Here is a 23,734-nt window from a genome sequence, read left to right as displayed (position 1 = left end):
GAGAGCCACCATGCAAGACATCATTGAACAACTGGAAAAAAAGCGCGCTGCGGCTCGCTTGGGCGGCGGACAAAAGCGCATCGATGCGCAGCACGCCAAAGGCAAGCTCACCGCCCGTGAACGCCTGGAAGTGCTGCTGGACGAAGGCACCTTTGAAGAGTGGGACATGTTCGTGGAGCACCGCTGCACCGATTTCGGCATGCAGGACAACAAGATTCCCGGCGACGGTGTGGTCACGGGCTACGGCATGATCAACGGCCGCTTGGTGTTCGTGTTCAGCCAGGACTTCACCGTGTATGGCGGTGCATTGTCTGAAACGCATGCCGAGAAGATTTGCAAAATCATGGACCAGGCCATGAAGGTCGGCGCGCCCGTGATTGGCCTGAACGATTCTGGCGGCGCCCGCATCCAGGAAGGCGTGGCTTCGCTTGGCGGTTATGCCGACGTGTTCCAGCGCAATGTGATGGCCAGCGGTGTGGTGCCGCAGATCAGCATGATCATGGGCCCATCGGCCGGTGGTGCGGTGTATTCGCCGGCTTTGACCGACTTCATTTTCATGGTCAAGGACACGTCTTACATGTTTGTGACGGGGCCAGAAGTGGTCAAGACCGTGACCCACGAAGAAGTCACCGCCGAAGAGTTGGGCGGTGCTTTGACCCACACCACTAAGAGCGGCGTGGCCGACATGGCCTTTGAAAACGACGTCGAAGCCTTGCTGATGCTGCGCCGCTTGTACAACTACCTGCCGCTCAACAACCGCGAAAAAGCACCTGTGCGCCCCAGCGGTGATCCCTCGGGTCGTCTGGACATGAGCCTGGACACCTTGGTGCCTGAGAACCCGAACAAAGCCTATGACATGAAGGAACTCATCGTCAAAACCGTGGACGATGGCGACTTCTTTGAGCTGCAACCCGATTACGCCAAAAACATCCTGATCGGCTTTGCCCGCATGGAAGGCCAGACGGTGGGCATCGTGGCCAATCAGCCCTTGGTGTTGGCCGGATGTCTCGACATCAAGAGCTCCATCAAGGCCGCACGTTTTGTGCGTTTCTGTGACGCTTTCAACATTCCCGTCATAACCTTCGTGGACGTGCCCGGTTTCATGCCCGGCACTTCGCAAGAGTTCGGCGGCATCATCAAGCACGGGGCCAAGTTGCTCTACGCGTACGCCGAGTGCACGGTACCGAAAATCACGGTCATCACCCGCAAAGCCTACGGCGGTGCGTACGACGTGATGGCTTCCAAACACCTGCGCGGCGATGTGAACTTTGCCTGGCCCAATGCCGAAATCGCGGTGATGGGGGCCAAGGGTGCGGTAGAAATCATCTTCCGTGAAGACAAGGGCGATCCCGAGAAACTGGCCGCCAAAGAAGCCGAATACAAAGCCCGTTTTGCCAACCCCTTTGTGGCTGGTGCTCGCGGCTTCATCGACGACGTGATCCAGCCGCACGAGACCCGCAAGCGCATTTGCCGCTCGCTGGTCATGCTCAAAGACAAGAAGCTCGAGAACCCTTGGCGCAAGCACGGGAACATCCCACTTTGAACACACCCATGTCGCTATCACGTCATTGCGAGCCAAGCGATGCAATCCATGTCTGGATCGCCAAGTCGCTGCGCTCCTCGCGATGACGCTTGTTCAGTATCAGCACCAGCTGGAGAAATTGAAATGTTTACCAAAATCCTGATTGCCAACCGTGGCGAAATCGCCTGCCGCGTCATCGCCACCGCTCAAAAAATGGGCATCCAAACCGTTGCGGTTTACTCTGAAGCCGACAAGGAAGCTCGCCATGTGCAGCTGGCCGACGAGGCCGTTTTGATTGGCCCGGCTGCTTCGCGCGAGTCTTACTTGGTCGCTGACAAAATCATCGCTGCCGCCAAAGCCACCGGCGCTCAAGCCATTCATCCGGGCTATGGTTTTCTGAGCGAAAACGCCGAGTTTTCCAAACGCTGCGAAGACGAGGGCATTGCCTTCATCGGTCCGCGCCACTTTTCGATTGCCGCCATGGGCGACAAGATCGAATCCAAAAAATTGGCAGGCGCTGCCGGCGTGAACTGCATTCCCGGCGTGAACGACGCGATTGAAACTGCTGAAAAAGCCGTTGAAATCGCCAAGGGCATTGGTTACCCCGTGATGATCAAGGCTTCTGCGGGCGGTGGCGGCAAAGGCCTGCGCGTGGCCTTCAACGACAAAGAGGCTTTTGAAGGCTTCACCTCGTGCCGCAACGAAGCGCGCAACAGTTTTGGCGATGACCGTGTGTTCATTGAGAAGTTTGTCGAAGAGCCCCGCCACATCGAGATCCAGGTGCTGGGCGACAGCCACGGCAACGTGATTTATTTGAACGAGCGCGAGTGCTCTATTCAGCGGCGTCACCAAAAAGTGATTGAAGAGGCACCATCGCCGTTCATCAGTGAAGCCACACGCCAAGCCATGGGCGAGCAGGCCGTGCAACTGGCCAAGGCGGTGAAATACCAGTCGGCGGGCACGGTGGAGTTCGTGGTCGGCAAAGACCAGAGCTTTTATTTCTTGGAGATGAACACCCGTTTGCAGGTGGAGCACCCTGTGACCGAAGCCATCACTGGCCTTGACCTGGTCGAGATGATGATCCGCGTGGCCGCTGGCGAGAAATTGCCCATCGCGCAAAAAGACGTGCAGCGCAATGGCTGGGCCATCGAGTGCCGGATCAATGCCGAAGACCCGTTTCGCAACTTCCTGCCCTCCACAGGCCGTTTGGTGCGCTTCCAGACGCCCAAACAAACCATGTTCCAAGCCAACACCACCCAGCTGTATGGCGTGCGCGTGGACACAGGCGTGCAAGACGGCGGCGAGATTCCGATGTTCTACGACTCGATGATCGCCAAGCTGATCGTGCACGGCAAAGACCGCAACGACGCGATTGCCAAAATGCGCGAAGCCCTGAACGGTTTTGTGATCCGCGGCATCAGCTCCAACATCCCCTTCCAGTCCGCTTTGCTGGCGCACCCCCGCTTTGTGTCGGGTGACTTCAATACCGGTTTCATCGCCGAGCAGTACAGCAAGGGCTTCCGCGCGGAAGACGTGCCGCACGACGACCACGACTTTTTGGCCGCATTGGCCGCTTTCGTGCGACGCAAGTCCCGCGAACGCGCTGCCAACCTCAGTGGCCAGTTGCCCGGCTATGACGTCAAGATCGGTCAGGACTATGCCGTGGTCGAATTGGGGCAGGGCGGCCGCAACCGCTATGTGTCGGTGCATGTGGACGAGTTTGCTGGCAAGCCCGGTGTGGCGCAGATCACGGTCGACGGCAAAACTTACGCCATCGAGAGCAATTCGCGCCTGAACGACATCCGCATCGAAGGCACGTGCAACGGTAAGCCGTTCACAGCGCAAGTCGAGCGCGGGACTTTGAAGAACCCCTTGGCTTTGCAAGTGCAGCACAACGGCACCCGCATCGAAGCTTTGGTGATGTCACCGCGCATGGCCGAGCTGCACAAGCTCATGCCTTACAAGGCGCCACCCGACCTGAGCCGTTTTGTGCTCTCACCCATGCCAGGTCTCTTGGTCGATGTGGCGGTCCAGCCAGGCCAGAAGGTGCAAGCCGGTGAGCGCGTGGCCGTGATCGAAGCCATGAAGATGGAAAACGTGCTGTTTGCCGCTGCCGATGGTGTGGTGAAAAAAGTGGTGGCCGCCAAGGGCGAATCGCTCACGGTGGACCAGATGATTGTGGAGTTCGAATAAATGACTCGACCATTCAAAGTGCTGGGCGTCCAGCAAATTGCCATCGGTGGGCCAGACAAGTCGCGCCTGCAAAAGCTCTGGGTCGACATGTTCGGTCTTGAAGTCACAGGCACCTTCAAAAGCGAACGTGAGAACGTGGACGAAGACATCTGCGCCATTGGCTCCGGCCCTTTCAAGGTCGAGGTCGATCTGATGCAGCCGCTGGACCCTGAGAAAAAGCCTGCCGTGCACACCACGCCGCTGAACCACATCGGCCTGTGGATCGACGACCTTCCGGTAGCGGTGGAGTGGCTCACAGCCCAGGGCGTGCGCTTTGCGCCGGGCGGCATCCGCAAGGGCGCGGCCGGTTTTGACATCACGTTTTTGCACCCCAAGGCGAACGACGAGTTCCCGATTGGTGGGGAGGGCGTGTTGATCGAGTTGGTGCAGGCACCACCGGAAGTGGTCAAGGCTTTTGCGGCTTTGGCGGCCAACGCGCATTGAGTTGTGTCGGACCTGAAGGTCCGATCAGCAAGAAGGTGTCGCAATGATGTGTCATACCCGCGCATGCGGGTATCCATGTCGAACGAAGGCATGGACCCCCGATCAAGTCGGGGGTGACAAAGTCTGAAACAGGGGGGCTGAGACCCTTCTGAACCTGAGGCCCGTCAGACCCCGGTCTGTCGGGCTTTTGCTTTGGCCAGTGCCGCTTCGATGATGGCGCGTTTGCGGTCCACTTCGGAGGCCTTGTCTGTGCCCTTGGTGTGGGCAGGCAAGTCGGCCAAGGTGTGCTCAGCCTCGTTGATCAGCCGGGCTTGGTGGGCGGCCGCCTCATGCGCCAGACGTTTTTGACGTGACTTGTACCTTGTGAGGGTCGTCTGAGCGTCTTGCGCGGACCAGGCGGCCCAGCCTGTGCGCTTGTCCGTCACGTTCTCCAGCGCAATGCAATCGACCGGGCAAACCGGAATGCACAGCTCGCAGCCCGTACACCAGGGCTCGATCACGGTGTGCATGACTTTGTTGGCGCCCAAAATCGCATCGGTCGGGCAGGCTTTGATGCACAACGTGCAGCCAATGCACCAGGCTTCGTCGATGATGGCCACATGGCGTGGGCCTTCTGTGCCGTGTTCCGGGTTGAGGGGCAAAACGGGCCGGCCGGAGATGGCAGCCAGTCGTTCAATGCCCGCTTGCCCGCCCGGTGGGCATTGGTTGATAGGCGCTTGCCCCTCGGCCATGGCCTGGGCGTAGCTGGCGCAGTCTGGATAGCCGCAACGCGTGCACTGCGTTTGGGGCAGGGCGTTGTTCAGGGCAAGAAAAAGCGCCTGGGTCTCAGGCGCTTGGTTGCTCAAGGCGGGCATGGACCTCAGGCCTTTTTCTTCGCATCCACCCAAGTGGTTTTGACGGCCGTGTTGGGCACGGCTTTGGCCGCGCTCTTGGCCACCGCTTTGCTTGGAGCTTTGGCAACGGGTTTGGCCACAGTGGCTTTCACTGCAGGCTGGGCACTGGCTTTGGCGGCTGTTTTCACAGGTGCTTTGGCAGCCGTTTTCACAGGTGCTTTGGTTGCAGGCTTTGCTGCAGGGCTGACGGCCACAGGTGCAGCCACAGCTGCCGACTTGGCCGCGGCCGTTGGGGCCTTGGCTTTGGGGGCATGGTTCAGGATGAACTTGACCAATTGCGGGTAGACGATGTCGCGCCAGCGGCGGCCACTGAAGATGCCGTAATGGCCTGCGCCTTCGACTTCCAGGTGCTGGCGCTCGCTGGCAGGCACGCCGCTGCACAGGTCTTGCGCCGCACGGGTCTGGCCGGAGCCGGAGATGTCGTCCAGCTCGCCTTCCACGGTCATCAGCGCGGTGCCCTTGATGTCTTGCGGGCGCACGCGCTCGATCTTGCCGTCCACACCCTTGACGTCCCAAGTGCCGTTGACCAGCTTGAAGTCCTGGAACACGGTGGCGATGGTTTCCAGGTAGTAATCGGCGTCCATGTCGAGCACGGCGTTGTACTCGTCGTAGAACTTGCGGTGCGCTTCTGCGCTGGCGTCGTCACCTTTGATCAGGTCTTTGAAAAAGTCGTAATGGCTGGTGGCGTGGCGATCGGGGTTCATGGCCACAAAGCCGGTGTACTGCAAGAAGCCTGGGTACACGCGACGACCCGCGCCTGGGAAGGAGGGGGGCACGCGGTAGATCACGTTGTTCTCGAACCACTCGAAGCTCTTGTTGGTGGCCAGGTTGTTCACCGAGGTGGGCGACTTGCGGGCATCGATGGGGCCGCCCATCATGGTCATGGTCAGCGGGGTTTTTTCGCCACGGCTGGCCATGAGGGACACCGCAGCCAGAACCGGCACGGTCGGCTGGCATACGCTCACCACATGGCAGTGGCCATAGATGGACTGGATGTGGCGAATGAACTCCTGCACGTAGTTGATGTAGTCGTCCAGGTGGAACTCGCCGTCCGACAATGGCACCAAGCGGGCATTCTTCCAGTCGGTGATGTAGACCTTGTGGTCTTGCAGCATGGTTTTGACGGTGTCGCGCAGCAAGGTGGCGTAGTGGCCGGACAAGGGGGCGACGATCAGCACAACGGGCTGGGCTTTGAGCTGGGTCAGCGTGGCGGCGTCGTCCGAGAAGCGCTTGAAGCGGCGCAGCTCGCAAAAAGGCTTGTCGATCTCGATGCGCTCGTGGATGGCCACATCGGTTTTGTTGACCTTGACGGTGCGGATGCCGAATTCGGGCTTGACATAGTCCTTGCCCAGGCGGTGCATCAGGGCGTAGCCTGCTGACACACGTTGGGCCAAAGGCGTTTGGGCCATGGGGTTCAGGGGGTTGCTGTAGAGCTTGGCTGCTGCTTGGGCCAGATCGGAAAATGGCTCCATGATGGAGCGTTGGGTTTCAAAAATCTGATAGAGCATGTGACAGTTTCCCTTGCAACAAAATGGTGCGCTGCAGCAATACTACAGGAGACCAGCCGGTATTTTTTGAGTTTGGCCCCTAATTGACAGTCACTTTCCGGACGGCCCAAAAAGAAACCGCCCCGTCGGGGGCGGTTGCAAGCTTGATGTCAGTCAATTCAGACGACTTTGGCGATCGAGGCGCACACGTAATCGATGTTTTGGCTGTTCAGCGCTGCCACGCACATGCGGCCGGTGTCGGTGCCGTACACGCCAAACTCGCTGCGCAGACGCACCATCTGGTCTTTGGTGAGGCCCGAGTAGCTGAACATGCCAATTTGCTGGGTGATGAAGCCCATGTCTTGCTGCACGCCTGCGGCTTTGAGGCCGTCGACCAGTTTCTGGCGCATGGCCTTGATGCGCACACGCATTTCGGCCAGTTCGCTTTCCCATTGCGCACGCAGTTCCGGGTTGTTCAGCACCGCCGCCACCACCGCACCGCCGTGGATGGGCGGGTTGGAGTAGTTGGTGCGGATCGCGATTTTCAGTTGAGACAACACGCGGGAAGCTTCTTCTTTGTCAGAAGCCACCACCGAGAGGGCACCCACGCGCTCACCGTACAGGCTGAAGCTCTTGGAGAAAGAGGTCGAGACAAAGATGTTCAGGCCAGCGGCCACAAACTTGCCGATCACGGCGCCGTCTTCGGCAATGCCATGGCCAAAGCCCTGGTAGGCCATGTCCAAGAAAGCGGTGAGGCCCTTGGCCTTGACCATGGCGATGACCTGGTCCCACTGGGCATCGGTGATGTCGTAGCCGGTGGGGTTGTGGCAGCAAGCGTGCAGGACCACGATGGTGCCGGGGGCGGCCGCGTTCAGGCTGGCCAGCATGCCGTCAAAGTTCACGCCGCGCTTGGCCGCGTCGTAATAGGTGTAGCTGTCGACTTCAAAACCAGCGTTGATGAAGATGGCGCGGTGGTTTTCCCAACTGGGGTCGGAGATCAGCACTTTGGCCTTGGGGCTGACTTTTTTCAGGAAGTCGGCGCCGATTTTCAGACCGCCCGTGCCACCGATGGCCTGCACGGTGGACACGCGGCCAGACTTGACCACATCGGAGTCAGCGCCAAACACCAGCGCTTTGACGGCGTTGTCATAGGCCACGATGCCGTCGATGGGCAGGTAGCCGCGGGCGGTGGGGGTGGCCATCATGGTTTTCTCGGCGGCTTGAACGCATTGCAGCAGGGGCAGTTTGCCGTTGTCGTCGAAGTACACGCCCACGCCCAAGTTCACTTTGTTGGGGTTGGTGTCGGCGTTGTATTGCTCGTTCAGACCCAAGATCGGGTCGCGGGGGGCCATTTCGACGGCGGAAAACAGAGACATGGAAAGTCCTTGGATTGTGTTCAGTGGTGGCAGGAAACCCGTTCCTCGGTTAGGCTTTCGGGTTGTCCCTGATTTTAACGGTCTCCGACGCCTGATTTGGCCGGGAGGTCCTCGCCCATAAAGATGTCTAACGTGTCCGAAGCCCCCGTTGTTGAAGTTGTGTCCGATGCAGACAAGTACGCTGAAGGCACGTTCGTCAGCTATCCCGGCTCGCCCTTTGAGCTGTACCAGCCTTACCCACCGGCAGGCGACCAGCCGGTGGCCATTGAGCAGCTGGTTGAAGGCGTGCACGACGGCGAGGTGTTCCAGACCCTGTTGGGCGTGACCGGGTCGGGCAAGACTTTCACCATGGCCAATGTGATCGCGCAACTGGGCCGGCCCGCCATCGTGTTTGCGCCCAACAAGACCCTGGCGGCCCAGCTGTACAGCGAGTTTCGCGAGTTTTTCCCCAAGAATGCGGTGGAGTACTTCGTCAGCTATTACGACTATTACCAGCCCGAGGCCTATGTGCCGCAGCGCGACCTGTTCATTGAAAAGGACAGCGCGATCAACGAACACATCGAACAGATGCGCCTGTCTTGCACCAAAAGCATCATGGAGCGACGCGATGTGGTGATCGTGGCCACCGTCTCGGCCATCTATGGCATTGGTGAGCCCGAGAGCTACCACCGCATGATCATGACGCTGCGCACCGGCGACAAACTCGGCCAGCGCGACGTGATCGCCCAGCTGATCCGCATGCAGTACCAGCGCAACGACATGGAGTTCTCGCGTGGCAAGTTCCGGGTGCGCGGCGACACCATCGACGTGTTCCCGGCCGAACACTCCGAGCTGGCCATCCGCATCGAGTTGTTTGACGACGAGATCGAGAGCCTGCAATTGTTTGATCCGCTCACGGGCCGTATCCGCCAGAAGATCCCGCGTTTCACGGTGTACCCGTCCAGCCATTACGTCACGCCGCGAGACAAAGTTTTGGCGGCGGTGGAAACCATCAAGGTGGAGTTGGCCCAGCGCCTCAAAGAACTGGTGGGCATGGGCAAGCTGGTGGAAGCCCAGCGGCTGGAGCAGCGCACCCGCTTTGACCTCGAAATGTTGTCCGAAGTGGGCCACTGCAAGGGCATCGAGAACTACACCCGGCATTTGTCGGGTGCGGCCCCCGGCGACCCGCCCAGCACCCTGACCGATTACATGCCGGCCGACGCCATCATGTTTTTGGACGAGAGCCACCAGATGATTGGCCAGCTCAACGCCATGTACAACGGCGACAAGGCCCGCAAAACCACGCTGGTGGAATACGGCTTTCGCCTGCCCAGTGCACTGGACAACCGCCCGCTCAAGTTTGAAGAGTTCGAAAAGCGCATGCGCCAGTGCATCTTCGTGTCGGCCACCCCCGCCGACTATGAAAAGACACATTCGGGCAAGGTGGTTGAACAGGTGGTGCGCCCCACCGGTTTGGTGGACCCGCAAGTCGAAGTGCGCCCCGCTACGCAACAGGTGGACGATGTGCTGCAGGAAATCCGAATCCGGGTCGAGAAGCACGAGCGCGTGCTCATCACCACGCTGACCAAGCGCATGGCCGAGCAGCTGACCGATTACCTGTCTGACAACGGCGTCAAGGTGCGTTATTTGCACAGCGATGTGGACACGGTGGAGCGGGTAGAGATTTTGCGCGACCTGCGTCTGGGCGCTTTCGATGTGCTGGTGGGCATCAACTTGCTGCGTGAAGGCTTGGACATTCCCGAGGTCTCGCTGGTGGCGATTTTGGACGCCGACAAAGAGGGTTTTTTGCGCGCCGAGCGCAGCCTGATCCAGACCATTGGCCGTGCAGCCCGCAATCTGAACGGCCGGGCGATTTTGTACGCCGATCGCATCACCGAGTCCATGAAAAAGGCCATGGGCGAGACCGAGCGTCGTCGCATCAAACAATTGGCGCACAACGAGGCCATGGGCATCACGCCCAAGAGCATCGTCAAAAGGGTCAAAGACCTGATCGACGGTGTCTACAGCGAAAAATCGGGCAAGGAAGCTGAGCGCCTCGAGCAAGCGGCCATGCAAAAAGCCAAGGTCGAGGACATGAGCGAGAAAGACATCGCCCGGGCCATCAAGCAGCTGGAAAAGCAAATGATGGAACACGCCCGCAATCTGGAGTTCGAAAAAGCCGCCCAGGTGCGGGACCAGCTGACCATCCTGAAAGAGCAGGCTTTTGGGGCGACAGGCGGCGACAACATCGTGCCTTTGATTCGGGCCTGAATAACCCCATAACCCGAGTGATTTGATCGGGATTGGTTTATACTTGACTCGTTTAGTCGGGAACCCGCTTTGTCGGGGCCAAGACCAAGCCCCCACCCACTTCAGGAGTCTGCCATGCGTTTAACCACCAAAGGCCGTTTCGCCGTCACCGCCATGATCGATCTGGCCTTGCGCCAGGACGCTGGTCCCGTGACTTTGGCCGCCATCAGCCAGCGCCAACAGATTTCACTGTCTTATCTGGAGCAGCTGTTTGGCAAGCTTCGCCGCCACAACCTGGTGGAGTCCACACGTGGACCCGGCGGCGGCTATACCTTGGGCCGCAAATCCACCGAGATCACCGTGGCCGACATCATTTTGTCGGTGGACGAACCCATCGATGCCACCCACTGCGGCGGCAAGGAAAACTGCAACGGCGGTGATGGCCGCTGCATGACGCACGACCTGTGGGCTTCACTGAACTCCAAAATGGTCGAATTTCTGGATTCGGTGTCCCTGCAAAAGCTGGTGGACGACCAGTTGGCCAAGGGCCTGGTGGTGGAAATCAAGCCCACCCTCAAGCGGGCCATTTCCCCGATGCCCGTCAGCAAGCCGATTCGCCTGACCGGACCCAACTCCGTGTTCGACTTGGGCAACGTGTTTGCCAAATCCTGATTGAAAAGAAGTACCAGCCATGACCACGCCCCATTTCCCCATTTACCTCGACTACGGCGCGACCAATCCTTGCGATCCCCGCGTGGTGGACGCCATCATCCCTTGGTTGCGTGAGCACTTTGGCAACCCCGCATCCCGCAGCCACGCCTGGGGCTGGGAAGCCGAAGCCGCCGTTGAAACCGCACGTGAGCAAGTGGCCGACCTGATCGGTGCCGACCCCCGCGAAATCGTCTGGACCAGCGGTGCCACCGAATCCAACAATCTGGCCATCAAGGGCGCAGCGCACTTTTACAAATCGCGCGGCAAGCACCTGATCACGGTCAAGACCGAACACAAGGCCGTGCTGGACACCATGCGTGAGCTCGAGCGCCAGGGATTTGAAGTCACCTACCTCGACGTGCAAGCCGATGGCTTGCTGAGCATGGACGCCCTCAAGGCCGCTATTCGCCCCGACACCATCCTGATCAGCGTGATGTTCGTGAACAACGAAATCGGCGTGATCCAAGACGTGACCGCGATTGGCAATTTGTGCCGCGAAAAAGGCATTGTCTTCCACGTCGATGCCGCGCAAGCCACCGGCAAGGTCGAGATCGACATGACTCAGTTGCCCATCGACCTGATGAGCCTGGCTTCGCACAAAACCTATGGCCCCAAAGGCATTGGCGCTCTGTATGTGCGCCGCAAACCCCGCATCCGTCTGGAAGCGCAAATGCACGGCGGAGGCCATGAGCGCGGCATGCGTTCTGGCACATTGCCCACCCACCAGTGCGTGGGCATGGGCGAGGCCTTCCGCATCGCCAAGCTCGAGATGGCCCAGGACAATGCCAAGGCGCGTGCCTTGCACGACCGCCTGATCAACGGCCTGAGCGACATGGAACAGGTATTTTTGAACGGCCACGCGACCCAACGTGTGCCACACAACATCAACATGAGCTTCAACTTCGTGGAAGGCGAATCGCTGATCATGGGCATCAAGGGCTTGGCGGTCTCGTCGGGCTCGGCCTGTACTTCTGCCAGCTTGGAGCCCAGCTATGTGCTGCGTGCCTTGGGCCGCAGCGACGAGTTGGCCCACAGCAGCCTGCGCATGACGATTGGCCGCTGGACCACCGAAGCGGACATCGACTACGCGATCCAGACGATCCGTGAGAACGTGGCCAAGCTGCGCGACTTGAGCCCCCTGTGGGAAATGCACAAAGACGGCATTGATCTGAGCACCATCCAGTGGGCAGCGCATTGAGCCGCACCCAGCTTCGCCTTTGAACTGAATACGGAGAAAACACCATGGCTTATTCTGAAAAAGTGGTTGACCACTACGAAAACCCCCGCAACGTGGGCTCGTTCGACAAGGGCGACGACAGCGTGGGCACCGGCATGGTCGGTGCGCCCGCTTGTGGCGACGTCATGAAGCTGCAAATCAAGGTCAACCCGCAAACCGGTGTGATCGAAGACGCACGCTTCAAGACCTACGGCTGCGGCTCGGCCATTGCGTCCAGCTCGCTCGTGACCGAGTGGGTCAAGGGCAAGACGCTCGACGAAGCGGCGGCCTTGAAAAACAGCCAGATCGCCGAAGAGCTGGCGCTGCCCCCCGTCAAAATCCACTGCTCCATCTTGGCCGAAGACGCCATCAAGGCGGCTGTGGACGACTACAAAAAGAAACACCTGAACTGACATGGCCATCTCACTGTCTGCTGCCGCAGCTCGGCATGTGACCCGCTACTTGGCCAAGCGTGGCTCTGGCGTCGGCGTGCGCCTGGGCGTCAAGACCACGGGTTGCTCGGGTTTGGCCTACAAGCTTGAATACGTGGACGAGATCGCCCCGGAAGACGTGGTCTTTGAAGGCCACGGCGTCAAGGTGCTGGTGGACCCCAAAAGTCTGGCCTACATCGATGGTACCGAACTGGACTTCGTGCGCGAGGGCCTGAACGAGGGTTTCCGCTTCAACAACCCCAACGAACGCGACCGCTGCGGTTGCGGTGAGTCGTTCCGCGTGTGATTTCCCTGCAAGCCAACGACTTCGAGCTGTTCGATGTGCCCGTGCAGTACGCGCAGGACCGTGCTCAACTCGACGCCCGTTGGAAAGCCCTGCAACGCGAAGCCCACCCGGACCGCTTTGCGGCCGAAGGGGCCGCTGCCCAGCGCATGGCCATGCAGTGGTCGGTGCGCATCAACGAGGCGTATCAGCGATTGAAAGACCCGCTCAAACGCGCTGGCTATTTGTGCGAACTGCAAGGCGCGCCCGTGCAGGCCGAAAACAACACCGCCATGCCCCCGGCCTTCCTCATGCAGCAGATGGCGTGGCGTGAAAGTCTGGACGACACCGACAGCGCACAGGGCCTGGAGGCCCTCGCCGATGAAGTGTCTGCCGAGCAGCGCCGCGTCCAGCAAGCGCTGGCCCACCTCTTGGACGAAGTGAAAGACCCGGCGCAAGCCGTGGGGCAGGTGAGGGCGCTGATGTTCATTGAGCGCTTCACACAAGAAGTGAACGCTAAACTCGACCGATTGACCTGACCCTCGGGTCGCCATGCCGCTCACAGGCCAGCGACCTGAAAACCACCCCTCTTTGACCATGGCGTTACTGCAGATATCTGAACCGGGCCAGTCGCCCGACCCCCACCAGCGCCGCATTGCCGTGGGCATTGACTTGGGCACCACCCATTCGCTGGTGGCCTCGGTGCGCAGCGGGGTGGCCGAGTGCTTGCCGGACGACGACGGCCGGGTGATCCTGCCCTCGGTGGTGCGTTTCATGCCGGGCCAAGGCCGACAGATCGGGTTTGAGGCCGTGCAATCGGCCGCCGCCGACCCGGTCAACACCATCGCCTCGGTCAAGCGCTTCATGGGCCGAGGCCTGCACGACATCGCCGACCGCAGCAAGCTGCCTTACGAGTTCACCGCCAGCGAGCAGGGCATGCTGTCTATTCAGACGGTGCAAGGCCCCAAGTCGCCGGTGGAAGTCAGTGCCGAAATTTTGGCCACGCTGCGTTACCGCGCCGAAGACACCTTCAATGACGATTTGTACGGCGCGGTCATCACCGTGCCCGCCTACTTTGACGACGCACAGCGCCAGGCCACCAAAGACGCCGCCCAACTGGCGGGCCTGAATGTGCTGCGCCTGATCAACGAACCCACAGCCGCGGCGATCGCCTACGGACTGGACAACGCCAGCGAAGGCATTTACGCGGTGTTTGACTTGGGCGGTGGCACCTTTGACATCTCCATCCTTCGCCTCACACAAGGCGTTTTTGAGGTGTTGTCCACAGGCGGTGATTCGGCCTTGGGGGGCGATGACTACGACCAGGCCCTGGCCGATGTCGCCTTGGCCCGTCAACCCGCCTTGCATGCGGTGACTGCCGAAGACAAAACCGTTCTCAAGGCCGCAGCGCGTGCGGCCAAAGAGGCTTTGACGAGCGCTGACACCACCAGCCTGAATGTGGCTATGTCCACAGGCGCCTTGTCCTTGTCGCTCAGCCGCGCCGATTTCGAACAAGCCACCTTGGCCCTCACGGCCCGCTGCATCACTGCCGTGCGCAAAGCGCTGCGCGATGCGCAGCTGGCCAAAGACGATGTGCAAGGCGTGGTCATGGTGGGTGGCTCCACCCGCATGCCGCAAATCCAGCAGGCCGTGGCCGATTTTTTTGGCCAAGCCCCGCTCAACAACCTCAACCCCGACGAAGTCGTGGCTTTGGGGGCGGCCATCCAAGCCAACCAACTGGCCGGCAACAACGCCGCTGGCGAGTTGCTGCTGCTCGATGTGATCCCCCTGTCGCTGGGCATCGAAACCATGGGGGGCCTGGTCGAGCGCATCATCCCGCGCAACCAGACCATCCCCACCGCCATGGCGCAGGACTTCACCACCTACCAAGACGGCCAGACCGCGCTGGCGCTGCATGTGGTGCAGGGCGAACGCGATTTGGTGCAGGACTGTCGCAGTCTGGCCCGCTTCGAGCTGCGCGGCATCCCGCCCATGGCCGCCGGGGCTGCCCGCATCCGTGTCACCTTCACGGTGGACGCCGATGGCTTGCTCAGCGTGGGCGCCAAAGAACAGATCAGCGGCGTGGAAGCGCGCATCGACGTCAAGCCTTCGTATGGCTTGAGCGACGACCAGATCGCCACCATGCTGCAAGAAAGCTTCACCACCGCGCAAGCCGACATGAAAGCGCGCGCGCTGGTGGAAGCCCGTGTGGACGCCGACCGCATGCTGCTGGCCACGCGCAGCGCTTTGGCGGCTGACGGCCAATTGCTCAGCGATGCCGAACGCGTGGTCATCGACGCCCTGATGGCCACTTTGCAAGCCGCCATCTTGACCGAGCAAGATGCCAAAGCCCTGGAAGACTGCACCCAGGCCTTGGCCAAAGGCACCGAAGCCTTTGCCGCTGAGCGCATGAACCACAGCATCCAGAAAGCCCTGGCCGGTCAAAACATCCAAGCCTTATAAAAGCCCGATTGGCCCTCAAAGAAGACACCTATGCCCGTCATCAAAATCCTGCCCCACCCCGAGTACTGCCCCCAAGGCGCCGAGATCACCGCGCCCGCAGGCACCAGCATCTGCGAGGCGTTGCTCGACAACCACATCAACATCGAGCACGCCTGCGACATGAGCGCGGCCTGCACCACCTGCCATGTGGTGGTGCGCGAAGGCTTCAAGACCCTCAATGAGATGGAAGAAACCGAGGAAGACCTGCTCGACCGCGCTTGGGGCCTGGAGCCCAATTCGCGCCTGAGTTGCCAGGCCTTTGTGGCCAAGAGCGATCTGGTCATCGAGATCCCGCGCTACACCATCAACCACGCCAAAGAGCTGCACTGAGCGAAAGCCAAAGAGCCATGCGTCAAATTGTTCTGGACACCGAAACCACTGGCCTGTCGGCCGAAGGTGGCGACCGCATCATCGAGCTGGGCTGCGTGGAGCTGTTTGCCCGCAAGCTCACGGGCAACAACCTGCATTTTTATTTCAACCCCGAGCGCGACAGCCACGAGGACGCGCTCAAGGTCCACGGCATCAGCAACGAGTTTTTGCGCGACAAGCCCAAGTTCGCTCAGCTGACGGACGAAATACTGGATTACTTGGCCGATGCGGAACTGATCATCCACAACGCGGCGTTTGACATCGGCTTTTTGAACAAAGAGCTCGAACGCGTTGGCAAAAAGCCTTTGAAGGCCTATGTCAGCGGTGTCATCGACACCTTGGCCATGGCCAAAGAAATGTTCCCTGGCAAGCGCAACAGCCTCGACTCTCTGTGTGACCGCCTCGAAGTCGACAACTCGGGACGCACCCTGCACGGTGCTTTGCTCGATGCCGAGTTGTTGGCCGATGTCTACATCAACATGACCCGTGGGCAAGAGGCCTTGCTGATCGACGCGGGCGATGCGCCCAGCCACTCGCAAAGTGTGGTGGTCCAAGTGGACTTGCGCCAGTACGCCTTGCCTGTTTTGTCGGCCAACGCACAAGAAGAGGCTGCACACGAAGAGGTGTTGTCGCAACTCGATAAATCCAGCGGTGGCAAAACCGTTTGGCGTCAAATACAAGCCGCCTGATGGCGCGCGCAAGAGCCATTTTTTGAAGACAACGATCGAAGCCACGATTTTTTTATGCCATAATGGCGGTCTTCGCTGAGAAGCGTAGGGCGGTTAGCTCAGGGGTAGAGCACTGCATTCACACTGCAGGGGTCACAAGTTCGAAACTTGTACTGCCCACCAAAAATTCCCGATCAAAAAGCACTTGAGAGAAATCCCAAGTGCTTTTTTGTTTGTTCTGTGGTCTTTCAAGTCGGCTTGAAGGGTCTGGACGCCAGTGCCGCAGTTGCAGTAAGCTACAAGGTTTTCCACGTAACTTGTTGTCGTTCATGGACAGTCCGCTTCCCTCCATCCCAGCCAAACGCTATTTCACCATCGGTGAGGTGGGCGAGTTGTGCGGCGTCAAGCCACACGTCTTGCGCTATTGGGAGCAGGAGTTCACCCAGTTGCGGCCTGTCAAGCGCAGAGGCAATCGACGTTATTACCAGCACCATGAAGTCTTGATGATCCGGCGTATCCGGGATCTTCTTTATGACCAGGGCTTCACCATCAGCGGTGCACGCAACAGGTTGCAGGAATGGGTCCAGACCGACCGTCAGCTGCGCCGTGATGGCTCAGAAGTGACAGAGCCCAGCGACACGCCTTCACCGTCAGAGGCCGGGTCGCAGCTGCCATCGGATCGACTGATCGCCACAGGGTTTGATTTTTCACCTGCCGAGTTGGCTTCTTCGCCGCTTCACAAGGAACTGCTTGAAATTAGGGCGCTGCTCACCTTTCAGGCCTGATTTATCCGGTTATAATCTGACGCTTGTCGGCGTGTAGCGCAGCCTGGTAGCGCACTTGCATGGGGTGCAAGGGGTCGCGAGTTCGAATCCCGCCACGCCGACCATATGAATCAAGGACTTAGCTTCGAAAGGGGCTAGGTCCTTTCTTCTTTGTGGCTTCGATCGATTGAATGTCTCTGGCCATAGGCACTTGCTCATCCAGCGCGTGAGCTCCCGAATTTTTAAGCGTTGTGCCTGGCTCTTTTTGAACTTGTCTGGACCTCAGACAGATGGTGGACAATGATGGAGAACTTCCCCAAAAGGGGATATGCAGGGCGAGTCTTGATACCTAATATTGACATCTCTGATCATTTTTTCAATTTGAAATGAATCCCTCCCATTGCGGACATGTCTATGTTGTCGATGACAACCCTGACATCCGTTTTTATTTGACTGACTTGCTGAGGCAGATGGGCTACAGCATTGAGGGCTATGACAGTGCGCAGGCCTTCCTTCAAAATTCGTTTGACATTTTCCCCGCGGTGTTGGTGCTGGATGTGCGCATGCCCAACATGTCGGGCGTTGAGTTGCAAGACAAGATGAAAACGCTGGGGCGCTACACACCCATCGTCTTCATCAGCGGCGAGAGCCAATCCGAAGAAATCATCCGGGCCATGAAAGGCCAACCGATCGAATTTTTGTGGAAACCTTTTCAGATACAAGACTTGATCGATGCCATTGAGCGGGGCTTGGCGGTTGACTCCTTGAACCGGCAATCCTTCATTCAAAAAAACGAGATACGGCGGAAGTGGGTCTCACTGAGTTCTCGTGAACGCGAAGTGTTTCCTTTGATGCTGGAGGGGCACACCAACAAAGGGATCGCCGAGCGGCTTGATATCTTGCCCGACACGGCCAAAAAACACCGTGCCAATGTCCTGCAAAAGATGGAAACACCACATTTGTCTGATTTGATGGCTTTGTGTAAAGGGCTGGACCTGAAAGCGATGGGGTCATGATCGCCTCATGGGAGCCTTGGTCAGAAGAAGAAGCCGCTGCGCTGCAAAAGCTCCGGCTGGACGCGCGCATGGACAGCGCCCGCTTCGCCATGGAGAACGCGATTTCCCACGCGCAATTGATGCAGCTGGAAAACGGGGGGGATGCCTTGTTTTATTCGCCGGCCATCAAGGCGCATCTTGGCAGAAAACTGATCAAGAAGTTACAGACACGGGCCGGTGCGTCCGATACTCAGCACCGTTTTTGAGCGAACGGTCTGAATTGGGCTTGACCGAGCCTGGCGTTTTGTCCGTTTAGCGCACAAGAAAAAGCCCCTGCAAATCCATGCAGGGGCTTGTCTTTTTTGGCTCCTCAACCTGGGCTCGAACCAGGGACCTACGGATTAACAGTCCGGCGCTCTACCGACTGAGCTATTGAGGAATAGCTTTCAATTATAGGGCGGTTTTTAGGCGGTTTTCAGAGGGGCGGCAAGTTTTTTGAAAATTCTTGTGGGCGGTTACGGTGGTGTGAAGCACGAGTTGTGGTTGTGCGAAGGTTATTGCCCTCGCTCAGATGAAGTAGAGCCATATGCGAGCACAAAGGTGGTCACAGCAGAAGCCAAAATAGCACCAGCAAATGGGCCAAGGGTTGGGGTGCTGTTGGGGAAACTGGCGAGCAGCAGTCCTGCTGTCCAATCACCGGTCTCGATCCAGCCTGGAACCACTGCGCCAAGGAGTCCTGCAATAGATCCTGCAATGGCACTCAATGGCGTCATTTTTTTCCATAAGCCAAAAAGAACCGGGATGAAAGCCGTGGCACACAGCAAATCAGCCACTAAAAAAATGCGCAGGACGGAGAAGCCTTCAAGCGCAATGAAGAAGACGGGGATCATCAGCAGGACGGTAAGCCATCGGGCTTGGCGGATGGAGGTGCCACCGACTTGATGCTGGAAAGTGACCAAGAGCGATGCGAGTGCATTTTGTAGGGAGTCCACGGATGAAGCGACTAATGCGGTGGCCAAGACCATCACAATCGCGGCCAACCAAGGGCTTGTGTTGCCGATCAATACAAAAAATGGCGCGGGTGGTTGACCGGGATTTTTACCGAGCATCACAGTGAGCATGCCCAAGCTGCCTACCACGGCAATGATGATCATGGTGATGATGGCGGCCCACAGGGAACCGGTTTTCAATGCACGGTTGTCTTTTGCCGACCAGATGCGTTGCCAGTAGCCCTGATGAAACAGGTTGGCCGCTGTCACGGCGATGACCAATGTAAGTGCTACACCTATGCCAGACAGGAGCGGGATGGAGGGCGGTGCGGACAGTGGCGTATGCAGTTCTTGTGTGGTCCAAGCGATGCTGATGCAAACGGCCAAGATGAGGCCCAAGATCAACCAACCCTGAAGTCGGTCTGTGGCCATGCTGGCTCTCAGCCCTCCCCAACTCGTGTAGAAGAGGGTGGTCACCATAACACCGCCCATGACCCAGTGCCCCGGGAGCTTTCCCGTCAAGCCCGCAATAGCGGAGAGAGCCGTGAGTTCTGCGGTGATGAAACACAGCATGTAAAGCAGCGACAACCCGGTGAGCCAATAGCGCATGAGGGGCCCAAATCGTTGTTCGGCATACTCTGCCAGACTGCGGCCTTCTGGCATGCGCTGGCGGATGGCAGGCCCAAACCAGAACAGGACCAAAAAAGGAAGTGCGGCTGCAAAGGCGTATCCTGCCAATCCAACTGGTCCCACAAACGCACCAATTTCTGGTGGCACAAACAAGATCCATGCACCCAGACCGGATGCTACAAACGACAAGGTCAGTGTCAGCGCTGATTGAGAATTCCGTGCGGTGATGTAGTCGTCAAGGGTGCCTTTGTCTGCAGCGGCTCGAAGTCCGATCCAGACAAAGCTCATGAGCGTACCAATCAGTAAGGCCGCGAGTGCCAAGTCCATTTTGAAGTTCTTTCGTTATTTTGAAGGTGAAACAGCCCTTATCGGGCGTTCATGATGTGCATGGGAACGGGCGCCGAAAGGTGGTTGAGGGGGCCACTGCCAGACCCTGTGCGCACATTGGCGCCTGCCTGCAAGGCTTGGCGAATGAAGGCATGACTTTTTTCAATAGCCGGTTGAAGAGGCACACCCAAAGCGAGGTGCGCAGCGATTGCTGAGGACAGAGTGCATCCCGTGCCGTGTGTGTTTGGGCTGTGGATGCGTGCTGAGCGCAGCCACCATTTTTGGGCGTTGCTGCTTACAAACAGGTCGGCCACGGTGTCACCACTGAGGTGTCCACCTTTGATGAGCACTGCGCGAGCGCCCAAGTGCAACAGTTGGTCTGCGGCGGCTTCCATGTCGGCTTCATTTTTGAGGGTGTGTCCGACAAGGAAGCCTGCTTCGTCCAGATTGGGTGTGATGAGCTGGACGCGATGAAAGAGATGCTGAACCAAGGCCTGCACGGCTTCATTTTCGATCAGCATCGCGCCACTGGTTGCGATCATGACGGGATCCAGGACCACTTGAGCCAGTTGATGCTTATCGATAGCTTCGGCAACCACTTGAACGATGTCAGGGGCATGCAGCATCCCAATTTTGACAGCATCAACGCCTATGTCTTCGACGACCGCGTCGATTTGCTCGCGCAACATTTGCGGGGGGATTGCATGGATTGCGCGCACGCCGATGGTGTTTTGTGCGGTCAAGGCCGTGATGGCGCTCATACCATAGCAACCAAGGGCACTGAAAGTCTTGATGTCGGCCTGAATGCCGGCGCCGCCGCCGCTGTCGGAGCCTGCAATGGTCAGCAGACGCGGGTAGCGTGAGGTCGTTTGACTCATGGGCAGACTCCTAGTGGAAGTGGGGTTGCATGATGGAGCGCAATTCGGTTGCAGCTGCTGCGGGGTCCTCGGCAGCACATATTGCGCTGACAACGGCCAAGCCGTCGGCACCGCAATGGATCACCTGAACAGCGTTGCCGACGTGGATGCCGCCGATAGCCACCAGTGGCAAGCTGGTCATGGCGCGAGCACGTTGGAGCCCCATCAGACCCCAAGGGGTTTGGGTGTCCGTTTTGGTGGGCGTCGCGAACACCGGGCTGATGCCCAGGTAGTCCACTGGCAAGTCAATCGCCTGAGCAATGTCGCGATCATTCTCTACCGACAGGCCAATGAAGACGTGTGGCGGTAATATTGTGCGCACCAAATCGACAGGCATGTCGCTTTGACCCAAGTGAACGCCATCGGCTTGGCAGGCAAGGGCCACGTCAACGCGGTCGTTGATCACCAGAGGAATGTGCAAGGGGGCTAACAAGGATTTGAGGGCCTGTGACCGGGCTACAAACTCTCGTGTGTTGAGATCTTTTTCCCTCAATTGCACGCAAGTAACACCGCCACGCACCGCAGCGGCGACGACATCACTCAGAGTGCGACCTCGGCAAAGCTCCGAATCGGTCACCAAGTAAAGACGCAATTGTTCGCGCGCTATGCGCACCAGTTTGTTCATCGGGTTGTCAACCCAAGTCAAGTTTGAGTCGCGCAAGGAATTCTGACTGGGTCAGACCTTGTAGGTTATCGAGCAACAGCGCTGCCATGGTGCCCACCCCAAGGCCTTGGCTCTGCGCTTGTTCAGCGGCCCGCTCGCCAGCGATGCTCATCAGGGCCATGGCGGCTGTGGTGGCACGCCAAGCGTCTGGCTGGACAGCGCAAAAGGCGCCAATGAGGGCGGTCAGAGAACAACCCACACCGGTAATTCGGGTCATCCAGACATGGCCATTGTTCAGTCGTGCCATACGCCCATGCGCGTCCAAAATATGGTCAGTTTCACCACTGACGCTCACAACGCCTTGAGTACGGTTGGCCAGAGCTTGGGCCGCATCCAATGCGTCGTTGGCACTGGCGCTGCTGTCGACACCTCGGGTTTTGATGGCCGCATTTGCGGTGCTCATGATTTCTGAGCCATTGCCGCGTATCACTGTGGGGTGACCAGCCTCTAGCAATGTTTCCAGGGTTTGGTTGCGATATGGGGTGGCGCCAGCGCCCACGGGGTCGAGCACGACAGGAATGCCACGTGCTTTCGCGGCCACCATAGCCAGTGTCATGCTTTGTACCCAGTAGGGCTCAAGCGTGCCAATATTGAGCACCAGGGCTTGAGCGATCCTGACCATGTCCTGGACCTCCTCGTGGGCATGAGCCATGACGGGCGATGCGCCTGCCGCGAGCAGCACATTGGCGTTCAAGTTCATGACCACCCAGTTGGTGATGCTGTGCACGAGGGGGCTGCCGTTGCGAACAGCAAGTATGTCGGACCACAAGTCGTCCGCGGCAAGAAGAGATTGATTAGAGAGTGCCATGACGTTTCTTTCGTAATGGCAGGTCGGCTGGCTGGGAACGTCATGCGGCCGAAACCGGACGCCGTTCTTTTGACAAGCTTCCCTGCGCGAGGATTACCTCAATCAGGTTCAAAGGGACTTTCTCAGTCGAAGGTTGTTTGGCCTTCAACACCCCTAGCGAATGCGCCGCAACTTGGCGGCGCTGTTGGATTTTATGCGATGCCCAGTCGCTGGTGCAGCAAGGTGGACGTTGTCGTGTACTGCAGCAGGGTCTTTTCTTCGGGCCGCAGCAACGCCAGCGCCCCGAACGCAGCCAAGGTGGCTTCGTGGAAACCGCAGAGGATCAGCTTTTTCTTGCCCGGGTAGGTGTTGATGTCGCCCACCGCGAAAATGCCCGACTCGGAGGTGCCGAAGTTTTCGGTGTTGACCACCAGTTGTTTGCGCGCCATGGCCAGACCCCATTGCGCCACAGGTCCCAATTTGGGCGAGAGGCCCAGACAGGTTTGCAGCACATCGAGGCTCAGCCACTCTGTCTCGCCTTGCGGGTTGAGCAGTTCCAGGGCTTGCAGGCGGCTGCCATCGGTACGCAGGCCCGTGGGCTGACCGGCCACAAAACGCATGCGGCCATCGGCACAGGCTTGGCGCATTTGCGCGGTCAAGGCCGGGTCGGCGCTGAATTGGTCTCGGCGGTGCAGCAAGGTGACGCTGGCAGCGGCTTGCGGGCCCTGACAGGCATCCAAGCAGGTTTGCAAGGCGGCGTCGCCGTCGCCCGCCACCACCAGGTGTTGGCCTGTCCAGCGCTCGGTCTCCAGGTGCTCGGCAAAGACTTGCGTGCCCTCAAAAGCCGCAAGGCCATCGAGCACCAGGCGGCGCGGCACAAAAGCGCCCACGCCAGCGGCGATGAACAGGGTTCGGGTGCAAAACGTCTGGCCTGTGCTGGTGCGCACTTGCAGGCGCTGATCGGGCAGGCGCTCTAGGCTGTCCACTTGCTGGCCCAAGTGAAGGCTGGGCTTGAAGGGCGCCATTTGCTGCTGCAAGCGATCAATCAGCTCTTGACCGGTGCACAAGGGGATGCCCGGGATGTCGTAGATGGGTTTGGGGCCATACAGCTCGGCGCATTGGCCGCCCACATGGGGCAGGGCGTCAACCACATGGCAATGCACACCTTGCAGGCCCAGCTGGAACACCTGAAACAGGCCCACGGGGCCTGCGCCAATGACCAGCGCTTCGGTGTCGATGGGGGTGGTCATGGGGGCGGCTTGCGAGAAAAAAGGGCCGAAATTTTGGGCTGAATGGTT

General features: G+C 59.0%; 23 protein-coding genes, 3 tRNA genes and 1 riboswitch. Of the genes, 17 read left to right on the top strand and 9 right to left on the bottom strand.

Annotated elements, in window-relative coordinates; genetic code table 11:
* Positions 1-10 precede the first annotated feature (10 nt).
* The 3 genes from LHAB_RS13315 to LHAB_RS13305 all read left to right on the top strand — a co-directional run bounded on the left by LHAB_RS13315 (position 11) and on the right by LHAB_RS13305 (position 4,198).
* Positions 11-1,543 (top strand): acyl-CoA carboxylase subunit beta, encoded by a 1,533-nt coding sequence (locus LHAB_RS13315; RefSeq protein WP_090047121.1) that lies wholly within the window; start codon positions 11-13, stop codon positions 1,541-1,543.
* 123 nt (positions 1,544-1,666) lie between these two features.
* Complete coding sequence (locus LHAB_RS13310) at positions 1,667-3,715, top strand: acetyl-CoA carboxylase biotin carboxylase subunit (RefSeq protein WP_090047118.1); 2,049 nt, start codon at positions 1,667-1,669, stop codon at positions 3,713-3,715.
* Entirely contained in the window at positions 3,716-4,198 is a 483-nt protein-coding gene (locus LHAB_RS13305) for a VOC family protein (RefSeq protein ID WP_090047115.1), read from the top strand. It begins immediately after the preceding gene.
* A gap of 164 nt (positions 4,199-4,362) precedes the next feature.
* Here the strand turns inward: LHAB_RS13305 and rsxB are convergent, their stop codons facing one another.
* The 3 genes from rsxB to LHAB_RS13290 form a co-directional block, all read right to left on the bottom strand.
* Complete coding sequence (gene rsxB / locus LHAB_RS13300) at positions 4,363-5,052, bottom strand: electron transport complex subunit RsxB (RefSeq protein WP_090047112.1); 690 nt, start codon at positions 5,050-5,052, stop codon at positions 4,363-4,365.
* 5 nt (positions 5,053-5,057) lie between these two features.
* Positions 5,058-6,599 carry a polyhydroxyalkanoate depolymerase gene (locus LHAB_RS13295; protein WP_090047109.1) on the bottom strand — a complete coding sequence of 514 codons (1,542 nt, stop codon included), beginning with the start codon at positions 6,597-6,599 and terminating at the stop codon, positions 5,058-5,060.
* A 158-nt stretch (positions 6,600-6,757) separates the two neighbouring features.
* The gene (locus LHAB_RS13290; RefSeq protein ID WP_090047106.1) at positions 6,758-7,954 is read right to left on the bottom strand and encodes an amino acid aminotransferase; all 1,197 of its coding nucleotides are present in this window, start codon (positions 7,952-7,954) and stop codon (positions 6,758-6,760) included.
* A 123-nt stretch (positions 7,955-8,077) separates the two neighbouring features.
* On the opposite strand from LHAB_RS13290, the gene uvrB reads away from it, so the two are divergent.
* From uvrB to LHAB_RS13220, 14 genes are all read left to right on the top strand, one after another.
* Entirely contained in the window at positions 8,078-10,204 is a 2,127-nt protein-coding gene (gene uvrB / locus LHAB_RS13285; RefSeq protein ID WP_090047104.1) for an excinuclease ABC subunit UvrB, read from the top strand.
* Between the two features lie 114 nt (positions 10,205-10,318).
* Positions 10,319-10,855 carry a Fe-S cluster assembly transcriptional regulator IscR gene (gene iscR, locus LHAB_RS13280; RefSeq protein WP_090047102.1) on the top strand — a complete coding sequence of 179 codons (537 nt, stop codon included), beginning with the start codon at positions 10,319-10,321 and terminating at the stop codon, positions 10,853-10,855.
* Positions 10,856-10,874: 19 nt separating this feature from the next.
* Entirely contained in the window at positions 10,875-12,092 is a 1,218-nt protein-coding gene (locus LHAB_RS13275) for an IscS subfamily cysteine desulfurase (RefSeq protein WP_090047099.1), read from the top strand.
* A gap of 44 nt (positions 12,093-12,136) precedes the next feature.
* Positions 12,137-12,523 (top strand): Fe-S cluster assembly scaffold IscU, encoded by a 387-nt coding sequence (iscU, locus tag LHAB_RS13270; protein ID WP_019429402.1) that lies wholly within the window; start codon positions 12,137-12,139, stop codon positions 12,521-12,523.
* Between the two features lies 1 nt (position 12,524).
* Complete coding sequence (iscA, locus tag LHAB_RS13265; RefSeq protein ID WP_019425275.1) at positions 12,525-12,848, top strand: iron-sulfur cluster assembly protein IscA; 324 nt, start codon at positions 12,525-12,527, stop codon at positions 12,846-12,848.
* Positions 12,848-13,363: a Fe-S protein assembly co-chaperone HscB gene (gene hscB, locus LHAB_RS13260; RefSeq protein WP_194943223.1), complete on the top strand. Its 516-nt coding sequence runs from the start codon at positions 12,848-12,850 to the stop codon at positions 13,361-13,363. Before iscA ends, hscB begins: the two co-directional genes overlap by 1 nt.
* A 58-nt stretch (positions 13,364-13,421) precedes the next feature.
* Positions 13,422-15,287 carry a Fe-S protein assembly chaperone HscA gene (hscA, locus tag LHAB_RS13255; protein WP_090047974.1) on the top strand — a complete coding sequence of 622 codons (1,866 nt, stop codon included), beginning with the start codon at positions 13,422-13,424 and terminating at the stop codon, positions 15,285-15,287.
* A 30-nt stretch (positions 15,288-15,317) separates the two neighbouring features.
* Positions 15,318-15,656, top strand: a complete 339-nt coding sequence (gene fdx, locus LHAB_RS13250; protein ID WP_090047093.1) for an ISC system 2Fe-2S type ferredoxin — start codon at positions 15,318-15,320, stop codon at positions 15,654-15,656.
* Between the two features lie 17 nt (positions 15,657-15,673).
* A complete protein-coding gene (dnaQ, locus tag LHAB_RS13245) occupies positions 15,674-16,384 on the top strand; it encodes a DNA polymerase III subunit epsilon (RefSeq protein WP_090047090.1) in 711 nt (236 codons plus the stop codon).
* A gap of 87 nt (positions 16,385-16,471) precedes the next feature.
* A tRNA-Val gene (locus tag LHAB_RS13240) sits at positions 16,472-16,546 on the top strand.
* Positions 16,547-16,692: 146 nt separating this feature from the next.
* Positions 16,693-17,148, top strand: coding sequence for a MerR family transcriptional regulator (locus tag LHAB_RS13235; RefSeq protein WP_090047087.1), 456 nt, complete (start codon positions 16,693-16,695; stop codon positions 17,146-17,148).
* Between the two features lie 27 nt (positions 17,149-17,175).
* Positions 17,176-17,252, top strand: a tRNA-Pro gene (locus tag LHAB_RS13230).
* 261 nt (positions 17,253-17,513) lie between these two features.
* Entirely contained in the window at positions 17,514-18,143 is a 630-nt protein-coding gene (locus LHAB_RS13225) for a response regulator transcription factor (RefSeq protein ID WP_090047084.1), read from the top strand.
* Positions 18,140-18,388: a hypothetical protein gene (locus LHAB_RS13220; protein ID WP_090047081.1), complete on the top strand. Its 249-nt coding sequence runs from the start codon at positions 18,140-18,142 to the stop codon at positions 18,386-18,388. Before LHAB_RS13225 ends, LHAB_RS13220 begins: the two co-directional genes overlap by 4 nt.
* 97 nt (positions 18,389-18,485) lie before the next feature.
* Here LHAB_RS13220 and LHAB_RS13215 read toward each other — a convergent pair.
* The 6 genes from LHAB_RS13215 to LHAB_RS13190 form a co-directional block, all read right to left on the bottom strand.
* Positions 18,486-18,561, bottom strand: a tRNA-Asn gene (locus LHAB_RS13215).
* A 115-nt stretch (positions 18,562-18,676) separates the two neighbouring features.
* Complete coding sequence (locus LHAB_RS13210) at positions 18,677-20,068, bottom strand: SLC5/6 family protein (protein WP_090047079.1); 1,392 nt, start codon at positions 20,066-20,068, stop codon at positions 18,677-18,679.
* 38 nt (positions 20,069-20,106) lie between these two features.
* Positions 20,107-20,946 carry a bifunctional hydroxymethylpyrimidine kinase/phosphomethylpyrimidine kinase gene (thiD, locus tag LHAB_RS13205; RefSeq protein ID WP_090047076.1) on the bottom strand — a complete coding sequence of 280 codons (840 nt, stop codon included), beginning with the start codon at positions 20,944-20,946 and terminating at the stop codon, positions 20,107-20,109.
* 10 nt (positions 20,947-20,956) lie between these two features.
* A complete protein-coding gene (gene thiE / locus LHAB_RS13200) occupies positions 20,957-21,610 on the bottom strand; it encodes a thiamine phosphate synthase (RefSeq protein ID WP_090047073.1) in 654 nt (217 codons plus the stop codon).
* Between the two features lie 7 nt (positions 21,611-21,617).
* On the bottom strand, positions 21,618-22,457 hold the full coding sequence (thiM, locus tag LHAB_RS13195) for a hydroxyethylthiazole kinase (protein ID WP_090047071.1): 840 nt from the start codon (positions 22,455-22,457) through the stop codon (positions 21,618-21,620).
* A gap of 62 nt (positions 22,458-22,519) precedes the next feature.
* Positions 22,520-22,622, bottom strand: a riboswitch (TPP riboswitch).
* A 26-nt stretch (positions 22,623-22,648) separates the two neighbouring features.
* Complete coding sequence (locus tag LHAB_RS13190) at positions 22,649-23,686, bottom strand: NAD(P)/FAD-dependent oxidoreductase (RefSeq protein ID WP_090047068.1); 1,038 nt, start codon at positions 23,684-23,686, stop codon at positions 22,649-22,651.
* Positions 23,687-23,734 lie beyond the last annotated feature (48 nt).

The sequence above is a fragment of the Limnohabitans sp. 2KL-27 genome (genome assembly GCF_001269345.1).
Lineage (GTDB): Bacteria > Pseudomonadota > Gammaproteobacteria > Burkholderiales > Burkholderiaceae_C > Limnohabitans_A.
This window is presented reverse-complemented; position numbering and strand designations above follow the sequence as displayed.

Coding starts and splice junctions, on each gene's coding strand:
- LHAB_RS13225 (WP_090047084.1), top strand. CDS start 17,514: ATGAATCCCTCCCATTGCGGACATGTCTATGTTGTCGATGACAACCCT.
- rsxB (WP_090047112.1), bottom strand. CDS start 5,052: ATGCCCGCCTTGAGCAACCAAGCGCCTGAGACCCAGGCGCTTTTTCTT.
- dnaQ (WP_090047090.1), top strand. CDS start 15,674: ATGCGTCAAATTGTTCTGGACACCGAAACCACTGGCCTGTCGGCCGAA.
- LHAB_RS13220 (WP_090047081.1), top strand. CDS start 18,140: ATGATCGCCTCATGGGAGCCTTGGTCAGAAGAAGAAGCCGCTGCGCTG.
- LHAB_RS13275 (WP_090047099.1), top strand. CDS start 10,875: ATGACCACGCCCCATTTCCCCATTTACCTCGACTACGGCGCGACCAAT.
- hscA (WP_090047974.1), top strand. CDS start 13,422: ATGGCGTTACTGCAGATATCTGAACCGGGCCAGTCGCCCGACCCCCAC.
- LHAB_RS13310 (WP_090047118.1), top strand. CDS start 1,667: ATGTTTACCAAAATCCTGATTGCCAACCGTGGCGAAATCGCCTGCCGC.
- LHAB_RS13305 (WP_090047115.1), top strand. CDS start 3,716: ATGACTCGACCATTCAAAGTGCTGGGCGTCCAGCAAATTGCCATCGGT.
- iscA (WP_019425275.1), top strand. CDS start 12,525: ATGGCCATCTCACTGTCTGCTGCCGCAGCTCGGCATGTGACCCGCTAC.
- LHAB_RS13315 (WP_090047121.1), top strand. CDS start 11: ATGCAAGACATCATTGAACAACTGGAAAAAAAGCGCGCTGCGGCTCGC.
- thiM (WP_090047071.1), bottom strand. CDS start 22,457: ATGGCACTCTCTAATCAATCTCTTCTTGCCGCGGACGACTTGTGGTCC.
- iscR (WP_090047102.1), top strand. CDS start 10,319: ATGCGTTTAACCACCAAAGGCCGTTTCGCCGTCACCGCCATGATCGAT.
- LHAB_RS13235 (WP_090047087.1), top strand. CDS start 16,693: ATGGACAGTCCGCTTCCCTCCATCCCAGCCAAACGCTATTTCACCATC.
- LHAB_RS13190 (WP_090047068.1), bottom strand. CDS start 23,686: ATGACCACCCCCATCGACACCGAAGCGCTGGTCATTGGCGCAGGCCCC.
- thiE (WP_090047073.1), bottom strand. CDS start 21,610: ATGAACAAACTGGTGCGCATAGCGCGCGAACAATTGCGTCTTTACTTG.
- LHAB_RS13210 (WP_090047079.1), bottom strand. CDS start 20,068: ATGGACTTGGCACTCGCGGCCTTACTGATTGGTACGCTCATGAGCTTT.
- iscU (WP_019429402.1), top strand. CDS start 12,137: ATGGCTTATTCTGAAAAAGTGGTTGACCACTACGAAAACCCCCGCAAC.
- LHAB_RS13290 (WP_090047106.1), bottom strand. CDS start 7,954: ATGTCTCTGTTTTCCGCCGTCGAAATGGCCCCCCGCGACCCGATCTTG.
- fdx (WP_090047093.1), top strand. CDS start 15,318: ATGCCCGTCATCAAAATCCTGCCCCACCCCGAGTACTGCCCCCAAGGC.
- LHAB_RS13295 (WP_090047109.1), bottom strand. CDS start 6,599: ATGCTCTATCAGATTTTTGAAACCCAACGCTCCATCATGGAGCCATTT.
- uvrB (WP_090047104.1), top strand. CDS start 8,078: ATGTCTAACGTGTCCGAAGCCCCCGTTGTTGAAGTTGTGTCCGATGCA.
- thiD (WP_090047076.1), bottom strand. CDS start 20,946: ATGAGTCAAACGACCTCACGCTACCCGCGTCTGCTGACCATTGCAGGC.